Origin of the sequence: Nocardia suismassiliense, assembly GCF_900269665.1 — a bacterium.
GTDB lineage: Bacteria > Actinomycetota > Actinomycetes > Mycobacteriales > Mycobacteriaceae > Nocardia > Nocardia suismassiliense.
Map to the genome: position 1 here is coordinate 3598289 of NZ_LT985361.1, position 18691 is coordinate 3616979.

At 66.5% G+C, this 18691-nt stretch carries 21 protein-coding genes; 14 read left to right on the forward strand and 7 right to left on the reverse strand.

The features are described 5' to 3' along the window. The first annotated feature begins 3 nt into the window (after positions 1–3). The 5 genes from DBO33_RS16240 (at position 4) to DBO33_RS16260 (ending at position 3846) form a co-directional block, all read left to right on the forward strand. The gene (locus tag DBO33_RS16240; RefSeq protein ID WP_107655786.1) at positions 4–375 is read left to right on the forward strand and encodes a lycopene cyclase domain-containing protein; all 372 of its coding nucleotides are present in this window, start codon (positions 4–6) and stop codon (positions 373–375) included. Next, positions 372–704 (forward strand): lycopene cyclase domain-containing protein, encoded by a 333-nt coding sequence (locus DBO33_RS16245; protein ID WP_107655787.1) that lies wholly within the window; start codon positions 372–374, stop codon positions 702–704. The genes DBO33_RS16240 and DBO33_RS16245 overlap by 4 nt, the downstream gene beginning before the upstream one ends. After that, on the forward strand, positions 701–2263 hold the full coding sequence (locus DBO33_RS16250; RefSeq protein ID WP_107655788.1) for an NAD(P)/FAD-dependent oxidoreductase: 1563 nt from the start codon (positions 701–703) through the stop codon (positions 2261–2263). Before DBO33_RS16245 ends, DBO33_RS16250 begins: the two co-directional genes overlap by 4 nt. Next, positions 2260–3243: a DUF5914 domain-containing protein gene (locus DBO33_RS16255; protein WP_234390873.1), complete on the forward strand. Its 984-nt coding sequence runs from the start codon at positions 2260–2262 to the stop codon at positions 3241–3243. The genes DBO33_RS16250 and DBO33_RS16255 overlap by 4 nt, the downstream gene beginning before the upstream one ends. A 141-nt stretch (positions 3244–3384) precedes the next feature. Beyond that, complete coding sequence (locus DBO33_RS16260) at positions 3385–3846, forward strand: SRPBCC family protein (protein WP_107655790.1); 462 nt, start codon at positions 3385–3387, stop codon at positions 3844–3846. 246 nt (positions 3847–4092) lie between these two features. Here DBO33_RS16260 and DBO33_RS16265 read toward each other — a convergent pair whose 3' ends face one another. Both DBO33_RS16265 and DBO33_RS16270 read right to left on the reverse strand, forming a co-directional pair. Next, complete coding sequence (locus DBO33_RS16265; RefSeq protein WP_107655791.1) at positions 4093–4539, reverse strand: hypothetical protein; 447 nt, start codon at positions 4537–4539, stop codon at positions 4093–4095. 101 nt (positions 4540–4640) lie between these two features. Further along, positions 4641–6152, reverse strand: a complete 1512-nt coding sequence (locus tag DBO33_RS16270; protein ID WP_107655792.1) for a M28 family metallopeptidase — start codon at positions 6150–6152, stop codon at positions 4641–4643. 221 nt (positions 6153–6373) lie between these two features. Here DBO33_RS16270 and DBO33_RS16275 point away from each other — a divergent pair, with 221 nt between their 5' ends. After that, the gene (locus DBO33_RS16275) at positions 6374–7282 is read left to right on the forward strand and encodes a LysR family transcriptional regulator (protein ID WP_107655793.1); all 909 of its coding nucleotides are present in this window, start codon (positions 6374–6376) and stop codon (positions 7280–7282) included. Positions 7283–7317: 35 nt separating this feature from the next. Here DBO33_RS16275 and DBO33_RS16280 read toward each other — a convergent pair whose 3' ends face one another. Next, complete coding sequence (locus DBO33_RS16280; protein ID WP_107655794.1) at positions 7318–7641, reverse strand: nuclear transport factor 2 family protein; 324 nt, start codon at positions 7639–7641, stop codon at positions 7318–7320. Positions 7642–7667: 26 nt separating this feature from the next. Further along, positions 7668–8420: an SDR family oxidoreductase gene (locus DBO33_RS16285; RefSeq protein WP_107655795.1), complete on the reverse strand. Its 753-nt coding sequence runs from the start codon at positions 8418–8420 to the stop codon at positions 7668–7670. A 184-nt stretch (positions 8421–8604) separates the two neighbouring features. Here DBO33_RS16285 and DBO33_RS16290 point away from each other — a divergent pair, with 184 nt between their 5' ends. The 7 genes from DBO33_RS16290 (at position 8605) to DBO33_RS16320 (ending at position 15565) form a co-directional block, all read left to right on the forward strand. Beyond that, positions 8605–8895 carry a hypothetical protein gene (locus tag DBO33_RS16290; RefSeq protein WP_107655796.1) on the forward strand — a complete coding sequence of 97 codons (291 nt, stop codon included), beginning with the start codon at positions 8605–8607 and terminating at the stop codon, positions 8893–8895. 311 nt (positions 8896–9206) lie between these two features. Continuing rightward, positions 9207–10586: a hypothetical protein gene (locus tag DBO33_RS16295; RefSeq protein ID WP_107660325.1), complete on the forward strand. Its 1380-nt coding sequence runs from the start codon at positions 9207–9209 to the stop codon at positions 10584–10586. Positions 10587–10663: 77 nt separating this feature from the next. Continuing rightward, positions 10664–11884, forward strand: coding sequence for an AAA family ATPase (locus DBO33_RS16300; RefSeq protein WP_107660326.1), 1221 nt, complete (start codon positions 10664–10666; stop codon positions 11882–11884). After that, positions 11884–13122 carry a vWA domain-containing protein gene (locus DBO33_RS16305; protein WP_107655797.1) on the forward strand — a complete coding sequence of 413 codons (1239 nt, stop codon included), beginning with the start codon at positions 11884–11886 and terminating at the stop codon, positions 13120–13122. The genes DBO33_RS16300 and DBO33_RS16305 overlap by 1 nt, the downstream gene beginning before the upstream one ends. 172 nt (positions 13123–13294) lie before the next feature. Beyond that, on the forward strand, positions 13295–14269 hold the full coding sequence (locus tag DBO33_RS16310; protein ID WP_107655798.1) for an alpha/beta fold hydrolase: 975 nt from the start codon (positions 13295–13297) through the stop codon (positions 14267–14269). A 223-nt stretch (positions 14270–14492) separates the two neighbouring features. Beyond that, positions 14493–15320, forward strand: a complete 828-nt coding sequence (locus DBO33_RS16315; RefSeq protein ID WP_234390874.1) for an endo alpha-1,4 polygalactosaminidase — start codon at positions 14493–14495, stop codon at positions 15318–15320. A 77-nt stretch (positions 15321–15397) separates the two neighbouring features. Continuing rightward, positions 15398–15565, forward strand: a complete 168-nt coding sequence (locus tag DBO33_RS16320) for a DUF4236 domain-containing protein (RefSeq protein ID WP_107655799.1) — start codon at positions 15398–15400, stop codon at positions 15563–15565. A 133-nt stretch (positions 15566–15698) separates the two neighbouring features. Here DBO33_RS16320 and DBO33_RS16325 read toward each other — a convergent pair whose 3' ends face one another. After that, the gene (locus DBO33_RS16325; protein WP_107655800.1) at positions 15699–16202 is read right to left on the reverse strand and encodes a hypothetical protein; all 504 of its coding nucleotides are present in this window, start codon (positions 16200–16202) and stop codon (positions 15699–15701) included. Between the two features lie 275 nt (positions 16203–16477). Here DBO33_RS16325 and DBO33_RS16330 point away from each other — a divergent pair, with 275 nt between their 5' ends. Further along, positions 16478–17449 carry a LysR family transcriptional regulator gene (locus DBO33_RS16330; protein ID WP_107655801.1) on the forward strand — a complete coding sequence of 324 codons (972 nt, stop codon included), beginning with the start codon at positions 16478–16480 and terminating at the stop codon, positions 17447–17449. A gap of 17 nt (positions 17450–17466) precedes the next feature. On the opposite strand, the gene DBO33_RS16335 is transcribed toward DBO33_RS16330, so the two are convergent. Both DBO33_RS16335 and DBO33_RS16340 read right to left on the reverse strand, forming a co-directional pair. Beyond that, a complete protein-coding gene (locus tag DBO33_RS16335) occupies positions 17467–17658 on the reverse strand; it encodes a DUF6011 domain-containing protein (RefSeq protein WP_107655802.1) in 192 nt (63 codons plus the stop codon). A 99-nt stretch (positions 17659–17757) separates the two neighbouring features. Then, positions 17758–18681: a cation diffusion facilitator family transporter gene (locus DBO33_RS16340; protein WP_107655803.1), complete on the reverse strand. Its 924-nt coding sequence runs from the start codon at positions 18679–18681 to the stop codon at positions 17758–17760. Positions 18682–18691: the final 10 nt, after the last annotated feature.

Genomic DNA, 18691 nt, shown 5'->3' on the forward strand with positions numbered 1-18691 from the left:
CTGATGGATCACTGGCACTACCTGCTCGTTCTGCTCGGTTGCCTCGCGGTGACGGCACCGCTGGAGTTTCTCGGCCCGGGGGTATACCGGCGGCCCAGAGTGCTGCTCGGTGCGCTGTGGCCGGCCGCCGCGCTGTTCGTGGTCTGGGATCTGGTGGCGATCGCCGCGGACGTGTGGGGTTACAACGACCGCTATGTGCTCGGCGTGCGGCTGCCCGGGGAAATGCCGCTCGAGGAATTGCTGTTCTTCGTCGTCGTGCCGCTGTGCGGCCTGCTCACCTACGTCGCGGTCGGCACATTGCTCGGCGCGGGGCGGCGGTGGTTCGGCAATGCCGGGAAACCGCTCGGCGACGCGAGAAAGGCAGCGGGACGATGAACTTCACCGGAGTGGGATACACCCTGCCCGCCGTCGCGGCGGTGGTCATCGTGTGCCTGGTCGAGCGAATGGTGTTGCGCACCGGTTTGTTCCGGCGTCCGGCCTACTGGCTGACGATGCTGATCGTGCTGGGTTTCCAGATTTTGGTCGACGGATTTCTCACCAAACTCGACGCACCGATCGTGCTGTACAACCCGGATCACATTCTCGGACTGCGGTTTCCCTGGGATATCCCGGTGGAGGATTTTCTGTTCGGGTTCGCGCTGGTGACCGCCGTCCTGCTGGGCTGGGAGCGCACGCTGCAGTGCCAGGCGAAGGTGCGGCAATGAGCAGCACCGAGTACGGCCGCGATCGGCGGCGCGTGCGCTACCAGGCGACGCCTGGCGTGCGCGACCTCGGCCGGAACGGGCCACGGGTGGTCGTGGTCGGCGCGGGAATCGCGGGCTTGGCGGCCGCGACGGGCCTGGTCGAACGAGGCTGCCAGGTAGAGGTGATCGAGCGAGAGCGCTACCTGGGCGGCCGCGTCGGCGGCTGGACCGAGCAGCTCCCCGACGGCACCCCGGTGGGCATGAACCGCGGCTTCCACGCCTTCTTCGCGCAGTACTACAACTTACGAAAGTTGCTGTCGCGCAGCGATCCTCAGCTTCGGCAACTCCGCAGACTGGAAGACTATCCACTGGTCGACGCGCACGGCCGCCGCGACACCTTCCGAGGCCTGCCTCGCACGCCACCCTGGAACGCGCTGGCCTTCGCGTTGCGCAGCCCCACCTTCCGGCTGCGCGACCTGGTCCGGATGGACCCGCGGGCCGCCGCGCCGTTGGCCGCGGTGTCGGTGCCCGACATCTATCATCGGCTCGATCACCTGGACGCGGAAACCTTCCTGCGCCGCATCAACTTCCCGGAAGCGGCCCGGCATCTGGCGTTCGAGGTGTTCTCGCGCAGCTTCTTCATCGAACCGCGGCGCATGTCCGCCGCCGAGCTGGCCGCCATGTTCCACATCTACTTCCTCGGCTCCAGCGAAGGTCTGGTCTTCGATGTGGCGCGGGACAATTTCGATGTCAGCCTGTGGACGCCGCTCGCGGAATACCTGACCGCACCGGAACGGCCCGGCACTGTTCGATTCCACACCGGGGTGTCCGTCGAGCGGATCGACCGCGCGGGCGACGGATTCCGGGTGGTCGATGACACCGGTGCGGTCCTGACCGCCGACGCGGTCGTGCTCGCCACCGACGCAGGCGGCCTCCAGCGTATCGTCGCCGCGTCACCGGAGCTCGGCGACGACGAATGGCGTTCGCAGATAGCCGGATTGGCGCTCGCCCCGGCTTTCGCGGTGCTCCGGCTGTGGCTGGATCAGCCGGTGCGCACCGACCGGACGTGTTTCCTCGGCACCGGCAACATGGACCCGCTCGACAACATCAGCGTGCTGGATCGCTACGAACGGCAGGCGGCGGACTGGGCCGGGAAAACCGGCGGCAGCGTCGTAGAACTACACGCGTACGCGGTGGCCGAGACGACACCCGCGGCGCAGGCCAAGGTGCGCAAGGAGCTGCTGGCGCGGCTGCATGCCATGTACCCGGAGACCGCCGCCGCGAACATCGTGGGGGAGACGATGCTGTGGCGACAGGATTGCCCGCGCTTCTCGCCCGGCGACTTCGCTACCCGCCCAGGTGTTGTCACGCCGCACCCCCGGTTGGTCCTTGCGGGTGACGGAATCCGAGTCGATCTACCGGTGGCCTTGATGGAACGCGCCGCGACCACCGGGTGGCTGGCGGCCAATTCCCTCCTGCGCCAATGGAATGCGGCGGGACACACACTGGAATCGGTGCCCGCCCAGGGCCGCTCGGCGCTGCTGCGCGCCTTGGCTACTCGCGAAAGGCGGACTCGGTGAAAATCTCACCCTTGCAGCGATTCGCGCCGGAGAAGTGGTCGCGGCAGCGGCCGACCTACCAGGACGCGGACCCCGGCCTGATCTCGGCCGCGCTGCGCTGGTCGCAGCAGCGTCCCTCCGGCAACTGGTATGTCATCGCCGCGAGCCGCGCGATCCGTCGCGATCGTCCCTTCGCCACCCAGGTGGCTGGCCGCGAGATCGTCGCCTGGCGCGATGATTCCGGTGCGCTGCACATCGGCCCCGGTGCCTGCCCGCATCTGGGTGCGCCCTTGGCTTCCGCTGAGGTCGAGAACGACGCGTTGATCTGCCGCTGGCATGGTCTGCGGGTCGGCGCCGGCGACAGCGCCGCGCGCTGGTGCCCGTACCCCGGCTACGACGACGGTGTGCTGGCCTGGGTCCGCCTGGATGTCGTCGGCGGCGAGGAGCCGACCGACGCGCCGGTGCTCGGTGCACGCCCCGCCGACACCACCGTGCATGCGGTGACCAGCCTGGTCGGGGTGTGCGAGCCGCGCGACATCATCGCCAATCGGCTCGACCCCTGGCACGGCGCGTGGTTCCATCCGTACTCGTTCGCGCGCCTCGACGTGACGCGGACACCGCCGCGCGACGGCATCACCGAGGAGAACCACGCATTCCTGCTGACGGTGACCTTCCGGGTGACCCGCAGTCTCGGCGTGCCGGTGGCGGCCGAGTTCCGCTGTCCCGACCCGCGCACCATCACGATGCGGATCCTCGAAGGGGAAGGCGCGGGCAGCGTGGTCGAAACGCACGCCACCCCGATGGGTTCGGGCCCCGACGGCCGGGCGCGCACGGCGGTGATCGAGACGGTGATCGCGAACTCCGACCGTCCGGGCTTTCGGCACGCGCATCGGGCGCTGCCGGTGCTGCGCCCGCTGATGAACCGCGCCGCGACGCGGCTGTGGCGCGACGACCTGGACTACGCCGAACGCCGCTACCAGCTGCGCACCTATCAGAAGTGAGTCGCGCGGCGGCGACTGGGTATGCCGTGCGATGTGTAGGTCGTTGTGGTCCGGGTACTGCCCGAAGGTAAGTGCGATGCACGAATGATGCATTACACCTGTGCTCGTGCAGTCTGTGAGCCGGAAAACCAGGAGGTAGCGATGAGCACCATCACCGAGTCGGTCGACGTCCATGTCCCCATCACTCGTGCGTACAACCAATGGACGCAGTTCGAGTCGTTCCCCGCGTTCATGCAGGGCGTGGAGCAGATTCGCCAGATCGACGACACGCACACCCACTGGGTGACCGAGATCGCCGGTGTGACAAGGGAATTCGACGCCACCATCACCGAGCAGCATCCGGATGAGCGGGTGGCGTGGAAATCCGACAGTGGCCCCGAGCATTCCGGGGTGATCACCTTCCACCGGCTCGACGACAACACCACGCGGGTCACCGCGCAGATGGACATCGACCCCGACGGTTTCGTCGAGCATGCCGCCGACAAACTGGGCCTGCTGAATCACCGGATCAAGGGTGACATGCAGCGATTCAAGCGGTTCATCGAGCAGCGCGGCCAGGAAACCGGGGCTTGGCGCGGGGATGTTGCCCGGCCGGACGCCTGAGCGGCAGCCGCATTCGGCGCAGTGGTGGTGATCACGAAACCACCCCCGCGCCTGCGGTATTCATATCAGCCGAGGGACGGTGCGGGGCAGGCTGTTTCGGCCGTCGGCAGTAGGCGCGGTGAGCACCGACGCGGCAACGACAGGGCCCGCGCCGAGGAGGTTCGTCCGGGTCGCGGCGATCCGAGATTCGATGAGGCGGTTTTCGATTGCTGCCGCCGGGCATTACCGGAACGGTACACCGCCACTCTATCGAAAATGATGCATAAGCGATGCACTATGTCGATAGTTCCAGGCGTAGAAGTACATCCGCCGGGTGATGGTCTCGACCAGGGTGCCGTTCGGGTCGCGCAGTTCGGCCACCCCGACGTTGCGCTCATCCCGAGTGGCGAAGAACGGGGCGCTGTCGGGCCGGATGGTGATCGGATGCTGGCGCCACTGGGTTTCACCGTCGCAGGTCACCGCTGAGGTGGTCAACGAGCCGGTAGCGTTCGGCTGACCGGGCTTGACCGCGGTGAGGCGGACCGTCAATGTCCACCGCTTCTGGCCCTTGGGACACCGCACGTCGACATAGGCATTGGCCGTACCCGCGGACACGTAGATGTCGTCGTGTAGCCAGACCGCCTCGGCTTGCGCCGCGGGCAGCGGCACCGCCCCGAGGAACGCGGCCACCAGTAGCGCGGTCACCGAAGTCATCGCATCAACCCTTCAGAAAAGCTTGCGGCGGAATGTCTTTCAACGGAAAGTGGGGGCGGGCAGCTGCCCGCCCCCACCAGGGTCGTGGTCATCGATCGATGTCAGCGCTCTGCCGCGGGACGTGGCGTCGCGGCGGTGCCGGGCGGGTTGTCGGCGTTGGCATAGGTCTGCATCGAGTCGGCGATCGCACCGGTGTTCACGGTCAACGCCGTGTTGTTGATGTTGGCGGTGGTGTCGCAAGACCGGTGGTAGCAGGGGTCGTACGGACGGCCCGCAGTGCCGCCGAACATCTGCTGCTCCTGACGTGTCTTGATGCCCTCCGCGCCGGTGAACAGGCCACCGACCGCGATTCCGGCCCGCAGGAACGGCCCGTAATCCGAGCGCCCGTCGAGGGGCGTGCGGACGTGGGACAGACCACGGGAATCGAAGTAGCGGTTGAAGTTCTGCTCGATCTGCGCGGATCCGGCCGGCCCGCCGCTGCCGTTGTAGATCTTGTAGGCGAAGTTCGTCGAACCGATCATGTCGAAGTTCAGGTAGAGCCGGAGCTTGCTGCGCTCGGACGCGGGCAGGTTCTGCACGTAGTACTTCGAGCCGATCAAGCCGAGTTCCTCAGCGCCCCACCAGGCGAAGCGGACCTTGTTCTTCGGCTGGAGGGTGGCCATCTGCAGCGCCACCTCGAGCAGCCCCGCGCTGCCGGAACCGTTGTCGTTGATGCCGGCACCGGCACGCACGGAATCCAGATGCGCACCCGCCATCACGACCTTGTTCGCGTCGCCGCCCTTGCTCTCCGCCAGCACATTGTGCGTGGTGGCGGGCAGGCTCTCGGTGTCGGTCTTCAAGCGTACGACCGGCTTCGACGCGGTGGCGAGATCTTTGCCGACGGTGTAGCTCGCGCCGACCACCGGCACCTTGATGCCTTTCTCGTCGAGGGGCTCGGTGAAGGTATCGGTCCGGCCCGCCTGTCCCTCATTGAAGATGATCACGCCGGAAGCGCCTGCGGCCTGGGCATTTCGGGCCTTGTCGGCGAAGGTGCAGGTGCCGCGTTGCAGCAGGGCGATATTGCCGCGGGTGAACTTGGCGAAGTCCGCGGCCTCGCAACCGGAGGTCGAGGTGTCCGGCTGCGCACCGGGCGTCAGCACCAGATCGACACCCTGGACCGGCGCTTTCGTATCACCCGAACCCGAATAGGTCGCCGTGGCGAAGTCGCCGATCTCGCTGCGGTTCGGCGGGGTCGCCTTGTACGTCGTCGGGGCGGCCGGTGCTTCCTTCGCCAGCACCGCCGTCGTCCGTTCCTGGAAGCCTTGGAAGGTGAACGGCTGCAAGGTCACCGTGTAGCCCGCGCGGCGCAGTTCGCCGGCCACGTAGTCGCGGGAGGCGTCGTAGCCCGCGGTGCCCGCGGCGCGGGTGCGGCCGTTGGCGTTGGCGATGCTCTGGAACTTCTCCAAGTGCTGGTTGACGGCGGCCGCTTTGATCTCATCGGCTATTTGCCGTTCGGGCGGCGCGCCCGGCTCGGCATACACCGACCCGGCCATCGCGAGCGATAGCGCGAGCGGCACCGCGGCGGCTACTGCGATAACTTGACCGGCTCTGACTCTGCGAAAGGTGTGGGACATTTCGAATTCCTCCAAACGGACGGATAAATCCCGATGGCCGGAGATTAAGCCTGTCTGTCGGTTCGGTAAAACCCCAGTTGAGAGTGGGGAAGGGGGTTGACTCGGAAGTCGCGCGGCATGGCCTTTCAGCGCTGAATCAGCTACCGGATAATTTCGGAGCCGGCATTGCGTTCCGCATGGGGCGAGCAGTTCCCTTTTGCGGTCGGCTTACGATGGGCGGCATGGTTCCAGGTGATCTCGGCTCCGGTGGCAGAGTGCTGGACCTGCATCGGCTGCAGCAGTTCCTGGCCGTGGCGGAGCTGTCGAGTTTCACGTCCGCGGCGGCGGAGCTGCACATCACCCAGCAGGCGTTGAGCAGTTCGGTACGTCAGCTGGAGAAGCAGTTGCGGGTGGAGCTGTTCGATCGGAGCGGTCGTCAGCTGGTCCTCACCGACGCGGGCGAAGTGTTGCGCGACGGGGCGCGGGCGCTGCTGGCGGCGTCGGATGCGCTGTATCGCCGGACGTACGAGGCGGGTATCGCGGCACCGCCCGCCTTCGTCGTCGGTCATACGCCGGCGATCACCGCGGACGAGGTGTACGACCTGCTCGAGCCGGTGCGGGCGGCACGGCCCGAGGTGTCGGTCACCGTGCGGCAGCTGTTTCCGGATGCCATCGCGGCCGCCCTGCACCAAGGCGCGGTGGACGTGGCATTGCGGCGCGGCGTCGCGAGCCCGGCCGACCTGGCGTCGGCGGTCATCGCCTACCACCCGGTTCGCGTCGCGGTCGCGCGCACGCACCGGCTGGCCGATCGCACGGCCGTCACGGTGCGCGACCTCCAGGACGAGCAGATCGTCATCTGGGCGCCGCCGGGAGCGTCGTACTACACCGACTTCCTCTTGAGTACCTGTCGGCGGGCGGGTTTCGAACCACGGTTCGTCGTCAACCACATCCAGGGCACGCCGCCGGTGACCGCAGTGGTGGGCACGGATCACGTCGCCATCGTCACGGCGCCCGCAGGGCAGGCGCTGGGTGGACGCGTGCAGGTCATCGACCTGAAAGAGGGGCCGGTGGCGCCGACCCAGGCCCTGTGGTTGCCGCACACCACTTCCGGCCTGCGGGACCTGCTGCTCAATACGCGTGCCGACGGCTGACCGCCCGGTGGTCCGGACGGCCAGCCGTCCTTCGGCTACGCGCGAATGGTCATTCGAGAGACCTTGTCGCCGGCCGTGGTGAATACGAACGTGCTCGGTCCGTTGAATCCATTGCCGCCGACCTGCGCATGCACCGTCGTTTCCGCACCGTCGTCGGCGGCATCGTCGACCGCCAAAGTGACCTGCTTGCCGAGGAATTCGCCGTCGCTCCAGCCGCGGATCGCCGCATGGCCGGAGAACTCGCGTCCCCAGTCGTCGACGATACCGTCGGACGTGAAACCATCGAGAAACGCGTCGATGTTGCCGGCGTTGGTCGCATCGATCAGTTGTTCGACGGCCTGCGGGAGTTTGTCGGACACGGTGACTTCCTTCCTTCGGTGTCGCCTCAGCGGGTGGTGTACCCGCCGTTGGCGAGGATGGTTTGCCCGGTGATCCACCAGCCGTCGCCGACCAGGAATTCCACCAGCGGAGCGATATCCTCGATCTTGGTCAGGCTATTGCCGAGGGCCTGCGACTTGTGGAACTCGACGCGCTCCGGCGTTTCCTGGCCGTAGAAGAAGGGGGTGTCCATCGGGCCGGGGGCGACGGTGTTGACCGAGATCAGCCGCGGCGCGAACTCCTTGGCCGCCGCGCGGGTGAAATGCTCCACCGGCGCCTTACCACCCGCATAGGTGGAGTAGCCGTCGGTGAACGCGGCGAGCAACGAGGTGACCACGGTGACGATGCGGCCGTTGTCGTTGAGCCGCTTGCCCGCCTCTTTCAAGAAGAAATAGGCGGACTTGGCGTTGATCGCGAACATCGAGTCGTATTCTTCCTCGGTTGTCTCGATGATCGGCTTGCGCAACACTTTTCCGACGGTGTTCACCGCGATATCCACGCCACCGAATGCGTCCACCGCCACCGCGAACAGCTGCTCGACGTTTCCCGGAATCGTCAGGTCCGCTTGGAATTTCACCGCTTTGGCGCCGGCCGCCTCGATCGCGGCGACGGTCTTGTCGGCATCGGGTTCGGTGCTGTCGCTGTTGAAGTGCACGACGACATTGGCGCCGCGTTCGCCCAGCGTACGGCTGATCAGCCCGCCCAGATTCTTGGCACCTGCCGCCACCACGGCCGACTTACCCTGCAAACTCTGTACCACGATCCTGCTCCGATCTGTTCGAACTTTCAGCGGACACCGGCCACGCTATGGCGAATATCGGCGCATCGGAAACAGTGATTATTGGTGAGTCCACAAATCCTGCTTGTATGGTGCTCCGAGCAGGTCATCACCATTTACCGTACGTAATGCACACCACGACTCGAACATCAGAGATGGAGTAAAAGTGAGCCGTACATCGGTCATCATCATCGTCGGTTTCGTCCTGCTCGCAGTATTCCTGCTGATCGGATCCTGCTTCGGCAGAAAAGGACTGCACCGGGCAGCCGAAGACTTCCTCCTGGTCTGGTTCGCCCTGACCGTCGGCAACATGGCAGTGGGCGTCATCGACGCGGGTTACGGTGTCCTGGAAGAGGTTCCGTTCCTCCTCGTCAATTTCACCCCGCCCGCGGTCGTCGCCGCTGTCGCGTGGTACCGGACGAGGCCGGCTAAGACTCTCGAATCATTGCCCACATAGGAGGTTCGGCTCCTACAGGCAGGACAAAGGTGGCACGCACCGCGAACCCGAACTTCTCGTAGAACCGGATGTTCTCTTCCCGCGTGCAAACCAAGTAGGCGGCTGTGTCCGGCGCGCCCGCGAGACGATCGGCGATGAGCCGAGCCGCATAACCCTGTCCGCGACCGTCGACCGCGCTTCCACCCGCCCTGACGCGAAGCAGTCTGGTGCACCCTCGGCTGGCGAGGTGCGAAGCCGGGCGATATGATCAGCGTGATGATGATTCACTCTGTTCAAAGATCGGGGGTTCCATTCGTCTCAGGTGAGTGCTGATGCTTACTCACGTTGCGAATGAGAACTTTTCCCGCTTGTCCTTCTGGCCGCTCGTGCGTGAATTCGCCGTGCCGCCCTCCATGATCGAGACTGCTACCGCCCGGCGACTGGTCCGGGATTGGGCGGGGGCTTGTGCCGCAGCAGGTTTCGACGTCGATATCGATATGCGGTCGGTGGCGCGTCGCCATGGGTCCGAACTCGCGGGCCGGATTCGGGCCGATCTGCGGTCGCTGGCTCCTGATCTGTTGCGCTGGCATATGCCGAGGATTGCTCCGGACGGGCTGTTGCGGCCGGGGCTGACCATCGCGCTCGCCCGGTACGAGACTGAAATGCGCTGCGGTAGTGCAGGTTTCCTGTATCTCGTGGTTCGTACCGCGCCGGCCTGGGCGGACGCGGGGCAACGGATCAGTCTGGCGTTGTGGGACGGGTCCGCCGCAGGACAACATCCGCATCCTCGGCCCAACCGGCGGTTCCGCTTGGATCTGCACCGCCATCTGTGGGACGCGCGCAGAGTAGGTGAGCTGCGTGTACGGTCCGGAGCCGAGAGTTGCAGCCCTCCGCTGGATCCCGAGTTATGCACTGCGGTAATGGCACTCGACCACTGTGCTGTCGACCGATGGGCGGCCGAGGGAGAGATCCTGTGCCAGGCGGAGGGTCGGCCGACCACAACGTTCGTTGTCCGGTTCGGAGCCAAACAGCGGGTGGTGTTGGATCTACCAGCTGCTGGTGCTGACGGGGCGCGCACACTACGGATCGCGTGGGAGTATCCGATCGGCGGCATATCCGTGCTGCCGGTGCTACCCGACGCGGCGACCTGGGTGCTGCCCGATCTCGCGCTCCTCCGTGCCGGTGCGATAACGGCCGATCGATTGCATCCGTTGGTGGCTTCGGCGCTCGTGCCCAGCTATTCGTCGGCCGACGCGCCGCGGGCTCCCGATCGTACGGGCGAACGCCTCGTCGAGTGCCGAGGCGAACAGCACCGAATCGGGCTGGTCGACGGGGTTTTGGCGGCGCTGGACCATGACCCGGCCGAGATTCGGCGGGAGGAACTGCTGGCCGCGCTGTCCGGCACACCGCTGCCGTGCCTCCAGGCCATCGACACGGCGCATCGACAACCGGATTGGCTCGTCGGCGTCCGTGAACGCCTGGACCATGGCGATATCGCGGGGGCGCTGGCGATAGTCGAGGGACTACTCGGTCCCGAGGCGTTGCTCCGCGACGGCGCTTTGCGCGACGAACTCGAGGCGGCCGCGCGTCGACGGATCACCCACGGGCTGTTCAGGGCGGGCCTGTCCGAACCAGGGATGGGCCGAGTTCCGCCGCAGAGCCGCCGTTCCCGCGACCGTCGCGCGCATCCGCGCAACGCGGCCTCTTACTGACCGGCAACTCCGGTCCCGATTTTGTCGAAGTCGCGCACGCCCGCGCGTCCAACTCTGCCAACCACAAGGTGATTCGCATGCTTACTGCCACCCGCACATCCACCCAACTCGACGTTGCCGATGAGTTGCTGGCCCTGCTTCATGAGGTAACTACCGAACCGCGCCCCGACAAACAACTGGAGGCTCTCGCGCTCGCCGTGGCCGCCGACCTGCCGGTGCTGCTCTGGGGCGAACCGGGGATCGGCAAGACCGCCGCCATCACCCAGCTCGCCGATGACCTCGACCTACCACTGACCACGGTGATCGCGAGTGTGCATGAGCCGTCGGACTTTTCGGGCCTGCCCATCATCGGCGATGATCCCGCGGAGCAGGGTGTCCCGATGGCTCCACCGGACTGGGCGGTGCGGCTCGTCCGGGCCGGGCGCGGGCTGCTGTTCTTGGACGAGTTGTCCACCGCACCGCCCGCTGTGCAAGCCGCCCTGCTCCGGCTGGTACTGGAGCGGCGGATCGGCAACCTGCAGCTCCCGCCGAATGTCCGGATCGTCGCGGCGGCCAACCCGCGATCGTCGGCGGCCGATGGCTGGGAGCTGAGCCCGCCGCTGGCCAACCGGTTCGTGCACCTGCGCTGGACCCACGATCACGACGTCGTTGTGCGCGGCCTGGGTGGAGTCTGGCCGCACGCGACACTGCCACGACTGGCCACGGAAAAGCTCACTGACGCAGTCGCTTTCGCTCGGCGTGCGGTATGTGTGCTGCTCGCCGCTCGGCCCGCGCTGGTGCATCAAATTCCCACCAGTGATACGCGCCGGGGTGGCGCCTGGCCGTCGCCGCGCAGCTGGCAGATGGCAGTGTCGCTGATCGCCTTCGCTACTGCGGCGGGCTCGTCCCGCGACGTGCTCTCCTTGCTGGTCCGTGGCACGGTGGGCGACGGTCCGGGCTTCGAATTGCTGGCCAGCCTGGACCGGATGGACCTGCCGGACCCGGAGATGCTGCTGGCCGACCCGGCGGCCGCCGTCCTGCCCGAGCGCGGGGACCTGCGTCAGGCCGTGCTCGACGGCGTGGTGGCGGCGGTCCGTAAGCGCCCGGAGAAGGCGCGCTGGGACGCGGCCTGGACGCTGCTGGTCCACGCGTTGGAAACCGGAGCGCCGGACCTGATCGTCGTTCCCGCAACAACTCTCGCCACACTGCGCCAGGGCGACTGGGATGTGCCGGTGGCCATCGAGCAGCTCGCCGGGGTGGTCTCGGTGTCCCGTGGCGCGGATCAGGCCGCTGCCCGTCTCGTCGCGAAGGTGAACTGATGGCCGCGAGCACACCGCGGATGTTGGACCGCGACAAGCTTTTTGCCGCCCGGCTGCACGCCGCCCGCGTCCGGCCCTATTTGGCGACCGCGCTGTTTGCTCTGTCCGTCGTAGAGTCGCGCGGCGTACCGACGATGTCCGTCGACCGGCATTGGCGGTGCTACGTTTCGCCGGGATTCGTGGACCGGACACCGGTCGACGAACTGGCCGGCGTGTGGGTGCACGAGGTGTCGCACCTGCTGCGCGACCACCACGGCCGCAGCGACCGATTCGCGCGGCGACACGAATTGTCCGGTCCGGCAGAACGATTGCGCATGAACATCGCCGCGGACTGCGAGATCAACGACGACGTGTTCGGCGACGGGCTCGTTCAGCCGGAGGGGGCGGTCACGCCCGCGTCGTTGGAACTGTCCGCGGGCAAGCTCATGGAGGATTATCTGCTCGAGTTCCGGCTCGGGCCGCTCACGCAGGACATGGCCTGGCTCGACTGTGGCAGTGGCGCAGACGGATTGGACCGCGAGTGGGAGCTGGGGCCGGACGGCGCCGACGGTCTGAGCGAGCAGCAGCGCGACGCGGTGCGGTTCCGGGTGGCGCAGGGCATCGTCGGCCGCCCGGGGGATGCGCCCAAAGGGTGGCAGCGCTGGGCGGAGGAGGCGTTCCATTCGCCCCAGCCGTGGCGTGATCTGCTGGGGGCGGCGCTCCGCTCAGCGGTCGGCGGATCGGGTGCGGGCGAGGACTACACCTACGGCAGGCCCGCTCGGCGCTCGGCCGCCGTGCCCGGCGTCGTGCTGCCGAGCCTGCGGCGCACGCCGCCACGGGTTTCGGTGCTCATCGACACCTCGGGGTCGGTCAGTGACATCGAATTGGGCAGCGCGCTGCTCGAAGTGGCGGCCATCGCGCGTGCCGTGGGCGGGCGGCGCGACCTGATCACCGTGCTGCCGTGCGACGCCGCGGCCAGGATCGTGCACCCGCTCTGTCGGGCCGAGCGGATACCGCTGGTGGGCGGTGGGGGAACGGATCTGCGCACCGGTATCGCCAAAGCTGTTCGCGCCCAACCTTGTCCGGACGTGCTGGTGGTGCTGACCGATGGCCAGACACCCTGGCCGACCAGGCGGCCACCGTGCCGGACGGTGGTCGGTCTGTTCCGTCGCCCGGTTGCCGATACGTGGAGCGAAAACAATCCCGACTACGTTCCGGACGCGCCGCCCGCATGGGCCCGTGTGGTGGATATCGGGTAGGAGACCGGCACTCGATGTGGACGTGGGGCGCCACGCCCAGCAGTAGCTGGATGCTTGCCAATGAGCCGGAAGGTCGTAATATTCTCCTCGGGCACGCTCCTGGGGCTTGTCAGCGCTGTGATCTCGGCGGGTCATCCATTTTCCTCGACGATGGTGGAGAGGTGGCTGCACGATGCGGCTGTTCAGGAGTACGGCATTGCTCGCTGTCGTGGCACTGGCAGTGGTCGGCCCGGCCGGCAGCGCGCAGGCGGACCCGGAGGACTCGGGTCGCCCGGGATTCGTCGAATACCAGGGCTTCCCGGTGTCGTTCTTCGAATACGGACCGGACGGTGACGCCCCGACCGTGATGATGACCGGGGACTGGCCGGGCGACTCCAGCCTGATGGTGCCGATGGCAGAACAGCTGGCCGCGAACGGATTTCATGTGGTCCGCTGGGATATGCACGGGGCGGGCCGCACGAGTCACGACCGCAGGCCGGGCGCCTACTCGATGGAGAATCTGGCGGGGGAGCTGGGCGCGGTGCTGGAGCAGACCGCCCCCGGGCGTCGCGTGCACATCTTCGGTGACGGGTGGGGGCCGTTCATCGGAAGCCAGTACAACACCATGCATCCCGGCCGGATCGCCTCGATGTCGGTGATCGGATTCCCCTCGGCGGATCTGGCGGGAAACGCGTTGCGCCGGGTGCCGCGGGAGAAACCGGAGCTGACCGGTCAGTGGGCCGCGCAAGTCGCGGTGTTGAGTTATCTGGCGGGAATCGAGATTCCGGTGCTGCCGGACGCCGCGGTGCGCACCGGTATTCCGGTTCAGCTACTGGGTGTGATGGCTGCACTGATGGCTCCGGAGATGCCTGGTGGGGGTTTGCACACGAACGTCGACGACGACGCCGACGGGCTGGAGCGATACCGGCAGGCGATGTGGCCGCATCTGACCGAACCGCAGTACGACTACATCGATATTCCGGTCCTGCAGGTCTTCTATCCGACTGACGACTTCCTGGAGACGCCGGTGTTGATCGACGGACTGGAAAGCCGTACGCCGCACCTTGATCTGCGGTACGTGCCCGGTAATCACTTCAGCGTCCTCAGTGGTGACAACGCGCGGCAGATCCTGGCGGCCGCCATGGAATCCATGCGCGCCGCGGACTGACTTCGTCAGTCTCTGGGCGCGTGTGCCGGGCCGGCCGAGACCGGATTCGGTAAGCCGCTGTCGCGCAGGGCATCCCACTACTCCCGATCCCGGGCGTTGACGGGACCGGCCGGGAGTGGTTGTATCTGGCTGTGCCTGAAGGGCTTTCGGCACGGTGCGTGGGTGGGGCGGTGGCCGGGTGATGTCCTTCGGGTGGTAGCCGTCACCAGGGAACGAGGGTCTTGTGAGCACCACTTCCATCGCACGCATCCGCCGCCGCTGGGCGACCACCGTCGCGGTGCTCGTCGCCGCGGCCTCCTGCCTCGCCGGGCAGCAGGCCGGTACCGCGGGCGCCGCACCGGCGATCACCCTGCCACCGGTCAACGCGGGGTTCGATTACCAGATCACCAGCCCGTACGCGCCGCCGCCCGGCGTCACCGTCGTCAGTCGTGACCACAGCGTCGAACCGGCCGGCGGGCTCTACAACATCTGTTACGTCAACGGCTTTCAGGTCCAGCCCGGCGCGGAAAACGAATGGCCGGCCGATCTGCTGCTGCGCGACAAGGACGGCAAGATCGTCTACGACACGCGGTGGAAAGAGGCGCTGCTGGACATCCGCACCGCCGACAAGCGCACCCGCATCGCCGACAAGGTCAACCAGTGGATCGGCGGCTGCGCCGACAAGCGTTTCAACGCCGTCGAAGTCGACAACTACGACAGCTACGACCGCTCCAAGGGACTGCTCGCCCCCGACCAGGCGGTCGCCTTCATCGCCTTGCTCGCCAAGTACTCACACGACCGCGGCCTCGCCATCGGCCAGAAGAACGCCGCCGAACTCCTCGACCAAAGAACCGCTGCCGGACTGGATTTCGCGGTCGCCGAGGAGTGTGGCGAGTTCGAGGAATGCGGTGACTACGCCAGGGCGTACAACAACAATGTCATCGACATCGAGTACACCGAGTCCGGACTGGCGGCCGCGTGCGCCGAGTACGGAAACAAGCTGAGCATCGTGCTCCGTGACGTCGAGGTGTCCACTCCGGGTGAGCCCGATTACGTGCGCAAGACGTGCTGAAACCGGTGCGCTGACCAGCGAAAGCCATAGGGGACAACGCGGTCGGTTATCCTGGGGGAGAGTTAGAGAGGTTTCCCATGCCCTTCAAATACCGTCAACGTAAGTCCTTCGGGCCGTTGAAATTCAACTTCACCCAGTCGGGCCTGTCCTCGTGGGGCATCAAAATCGGCCCGTGGTCATGGAACTCGCGCACCAGGAAGAACAACGTGGACCTGCCGGGCCCCCTGAGCTGGCGCCAGCGCTGAGCCGACCGTTGGTCGGATGATCAGGAGGAACTGGTGTCAGCATCGGCCGAGAGGCCAACTGCACTGGTTCCCCATGATCGCTTGTCCAGCTGTGTATTGGATTGGTGCCAGCCGAAAGTGCTCGGCGACTGGGTCAGGGCCAACGCTGCGGGGGCGGATACACGGCGTTCGCGTCGGCGGGCCACATCCGGACGCGCCACACATCGCCGGGTCTGGTCGAGTCGGGCTGACCGACGAAACGTAGCCCGCGCCCGCTGATTTCGATGTGATAGGTACCGGGAGCGATCGTGACCGGGACGTCGGAAGTACTGGTGGCCGAGGTGATCCACAACTCACCTCGGTCATCGATGGTGGTGGTCTCATCGATGACCACCTGCCAGTCCGCCCGATCCGGATGCTGGGGCCGGTCGAACAGTTCGAGATCGACCCGCATCGCGAAGTTGTACTGATGTGGGCTCAGGACAACGATGTTGCCGCCTGCGGTAATCGCGTACAGCCCGTTATCGCTCGCGCGGTCCACTACCTCGGGGAGCTCCTCGCTGGTGTCCGCGGTGCCGGTCAGATAGAACTGGCCGTCGTCCATCATGACGGTCCGCGTCTCGGCTGATACCGGTGTGTCGGAATATGTTTCGACCATTCTTGAAGGGTACGAGTTCCGTTCGCAGGTGGACCGTCGAAGCGAAGCGAACTAGCGGCAGGGTGGTCGAACAACCAACTGTCCGCATCGGCACAACCATCGGTTGTGTCATTAGGGGCGGCTTCGAAGCCCGGGTTGAGCCTTCTGGCTGGGTTCACGGCTGTAAATGTGCAGGCCCGCAGGAAAGTGGGCAGACCGGGCGTTAGCCGATCGCTTGATAGACGAACAACCGCAACGCTACGATTCCGCAACCAACTGGCGTACAAGGAGACTTCGTGGCGGATCTCGATCTGGCGGCCGTGCGGGCGTTCGTGACCGTCGTCGACGAGGGGCAATTCGGTCATGCGGCGACGATGCTCGGCATTACGCAGCAGGCGGTGTCCAAGCGTATTGCCAAGCTGGAGAGTCAGGTCGGGGTGCGGCTGTTCGATCGCGGTCGGGCGGGGAAGGCGACTGCCGCGGGGTTGACGATGTTGCCGTTCGCTCGGTCGCTGCTGGTGGCCGCGGACGAGACGGTCGCCTCGGTGCGGCAGGAACCGCGACCGTTGCGTCTCGCGATTCTGGGGGAGCGGCAGGTGGCGTCGCGGTCGATCCAGTATTACTTGGATCGGCATCCGGAGTCGGATGTCGAGATCGTGCTGTCCAACGCGTTCGTCACCTCGCGGGACGCCTTGGTGAGTGGGCGTGCGGACGGGGCGTTCGCTCGGCCGCACGGTGGGCCGCGGCCGTTGCCGTCCGGCATCGGTGTCGTGCCGGCGTACGTGGAACCGCTGCACATGCTGGTCGGCCGGGGACATCCGCTGGCCGGTCGTTCGACGGTGTCACTGGCCGATATCGTGCCGCATCCGATCTGGGTGCCCGGCGCTTCGGTGCCCTCGGAGTGGGCCGACTTCTATCGAGAGTTGGCTGAGTTCAGCGGGATTGCGGTGGTCACCGATCCAGGCACCGAAGCAGGCTCCGACGCGAAGAAGCTGGCGGGCTTCGACGCCATGCTCGATCGCATCGCCGGCTCGGAGACGCTGGCGACGTTCAGCGGGGATGGCTTCATCGCTCCCTGGAACCCCAATATTCGACGACTCCCGATCACCGACCCGACCCCGGCGTACCCCCACGCATTGCTCTGGGAGACCACCAATACCCATCCGGGTCTCCCACCCTTCATCGCGCACTTCCGCAGTAGTTGCAACCGAGATATGGCCGCCGACTGCTGGATTCCCGAGGTGGATCGGCCGATCTTCCTGTCGTGAACTGGGGGATCCCGAAGCTACGCCGCCGACGCGGTGATATCGAACAGCGTCAACTCCCGTGCCGCCGCGGCGCGCTGATCCGCCCGCTCGCGCACCGCACACGTCGGACCGATCCCTTGCGACACCGATTCCGGCGACACCAGCCAGCCGTGGCATCGGCGGCAGTGCGCAACTAGTCGTACTTCGGGCTTGTCGTCGGTCGCGGCCATATCGATCTCCTCCGGCCAGGTTGTTCCAGAAGGAAGCCTGACACAGGGGACCGACACATTTTGTGCGGGAAGGCAGGGATCGTTTGTGTCGCAGTGAGTTCAGGGATGGTCAGGACGGTAGAGGTCGGGTTCGAGGTACATGACACCGGCCGCGGGGACGGCGGCGCGGACGCGGGCCTCGGCGGCATCGATGGCGATGGCGACGTCTTCGATGGTCAGGCCGGGCCGGACGGCAATCTTCGCGGCGATGAGCAATTCATCAGGCGCGAGATATTCGGTGCGCAGGTGGATTACGCGGTCGAAGTGGGCGTCGTCGACGAGATTGCTGCGGATGGCGCGATCCTCTTCGGGCGTGGCACCCTCGCCGATGAGCAGACTCTTCATCTCCACGATCAGTACCACGGCGATGACACCGAGCAGGATGCCGATGGCGAGGGTGCCGACGCCGTCCCAGCGTGCGTCGCCGGTGAGCACGGTCAATCCGACACCGGTGAACGCGAAGGCGAGCCCGACCAGCGCCCCGCTGTCCTCCAGCAACACCACCGGCAGCTCGGGATTGCGCGACGTACGGATGAACTGCCACCAACTGCCACGCCCTTTGAGCGGCTGCGATTCGCGCCGCGCGGTGAGCAGACTGAAGGTCTCCAACACCATCGCGATGAGCAGGATGGCGATCGCGACCACCGGCGAGCTGAGCTCCTCGGGACGGCGGATCTTGGTGATGCCCTCATCGATGGCGAACAGGGAACCCATGGTGAACAGCACCAGCGCGACCACGAACGAGTAGAAGTAGCGATTGCGGCCGTAACCGAACTGGTGCACCGCATCCGGCGGATGGGCGGCCCGCCGCTTGCCCAGCAGCAACAGGGCTTCGTTGGCGGTATCGGCCAGCGAATGCATCGCCTCGGCCAGCATCGACGACGAACCCGTCAGCACCGCGCCGACGAACTTCGCGAGCGTGATACCGGCGTTGGCGCCCAGCGCGGCCAGGATTGCTGTGGTACTGCTGCCACCGCTCGACATGGACGCCAAC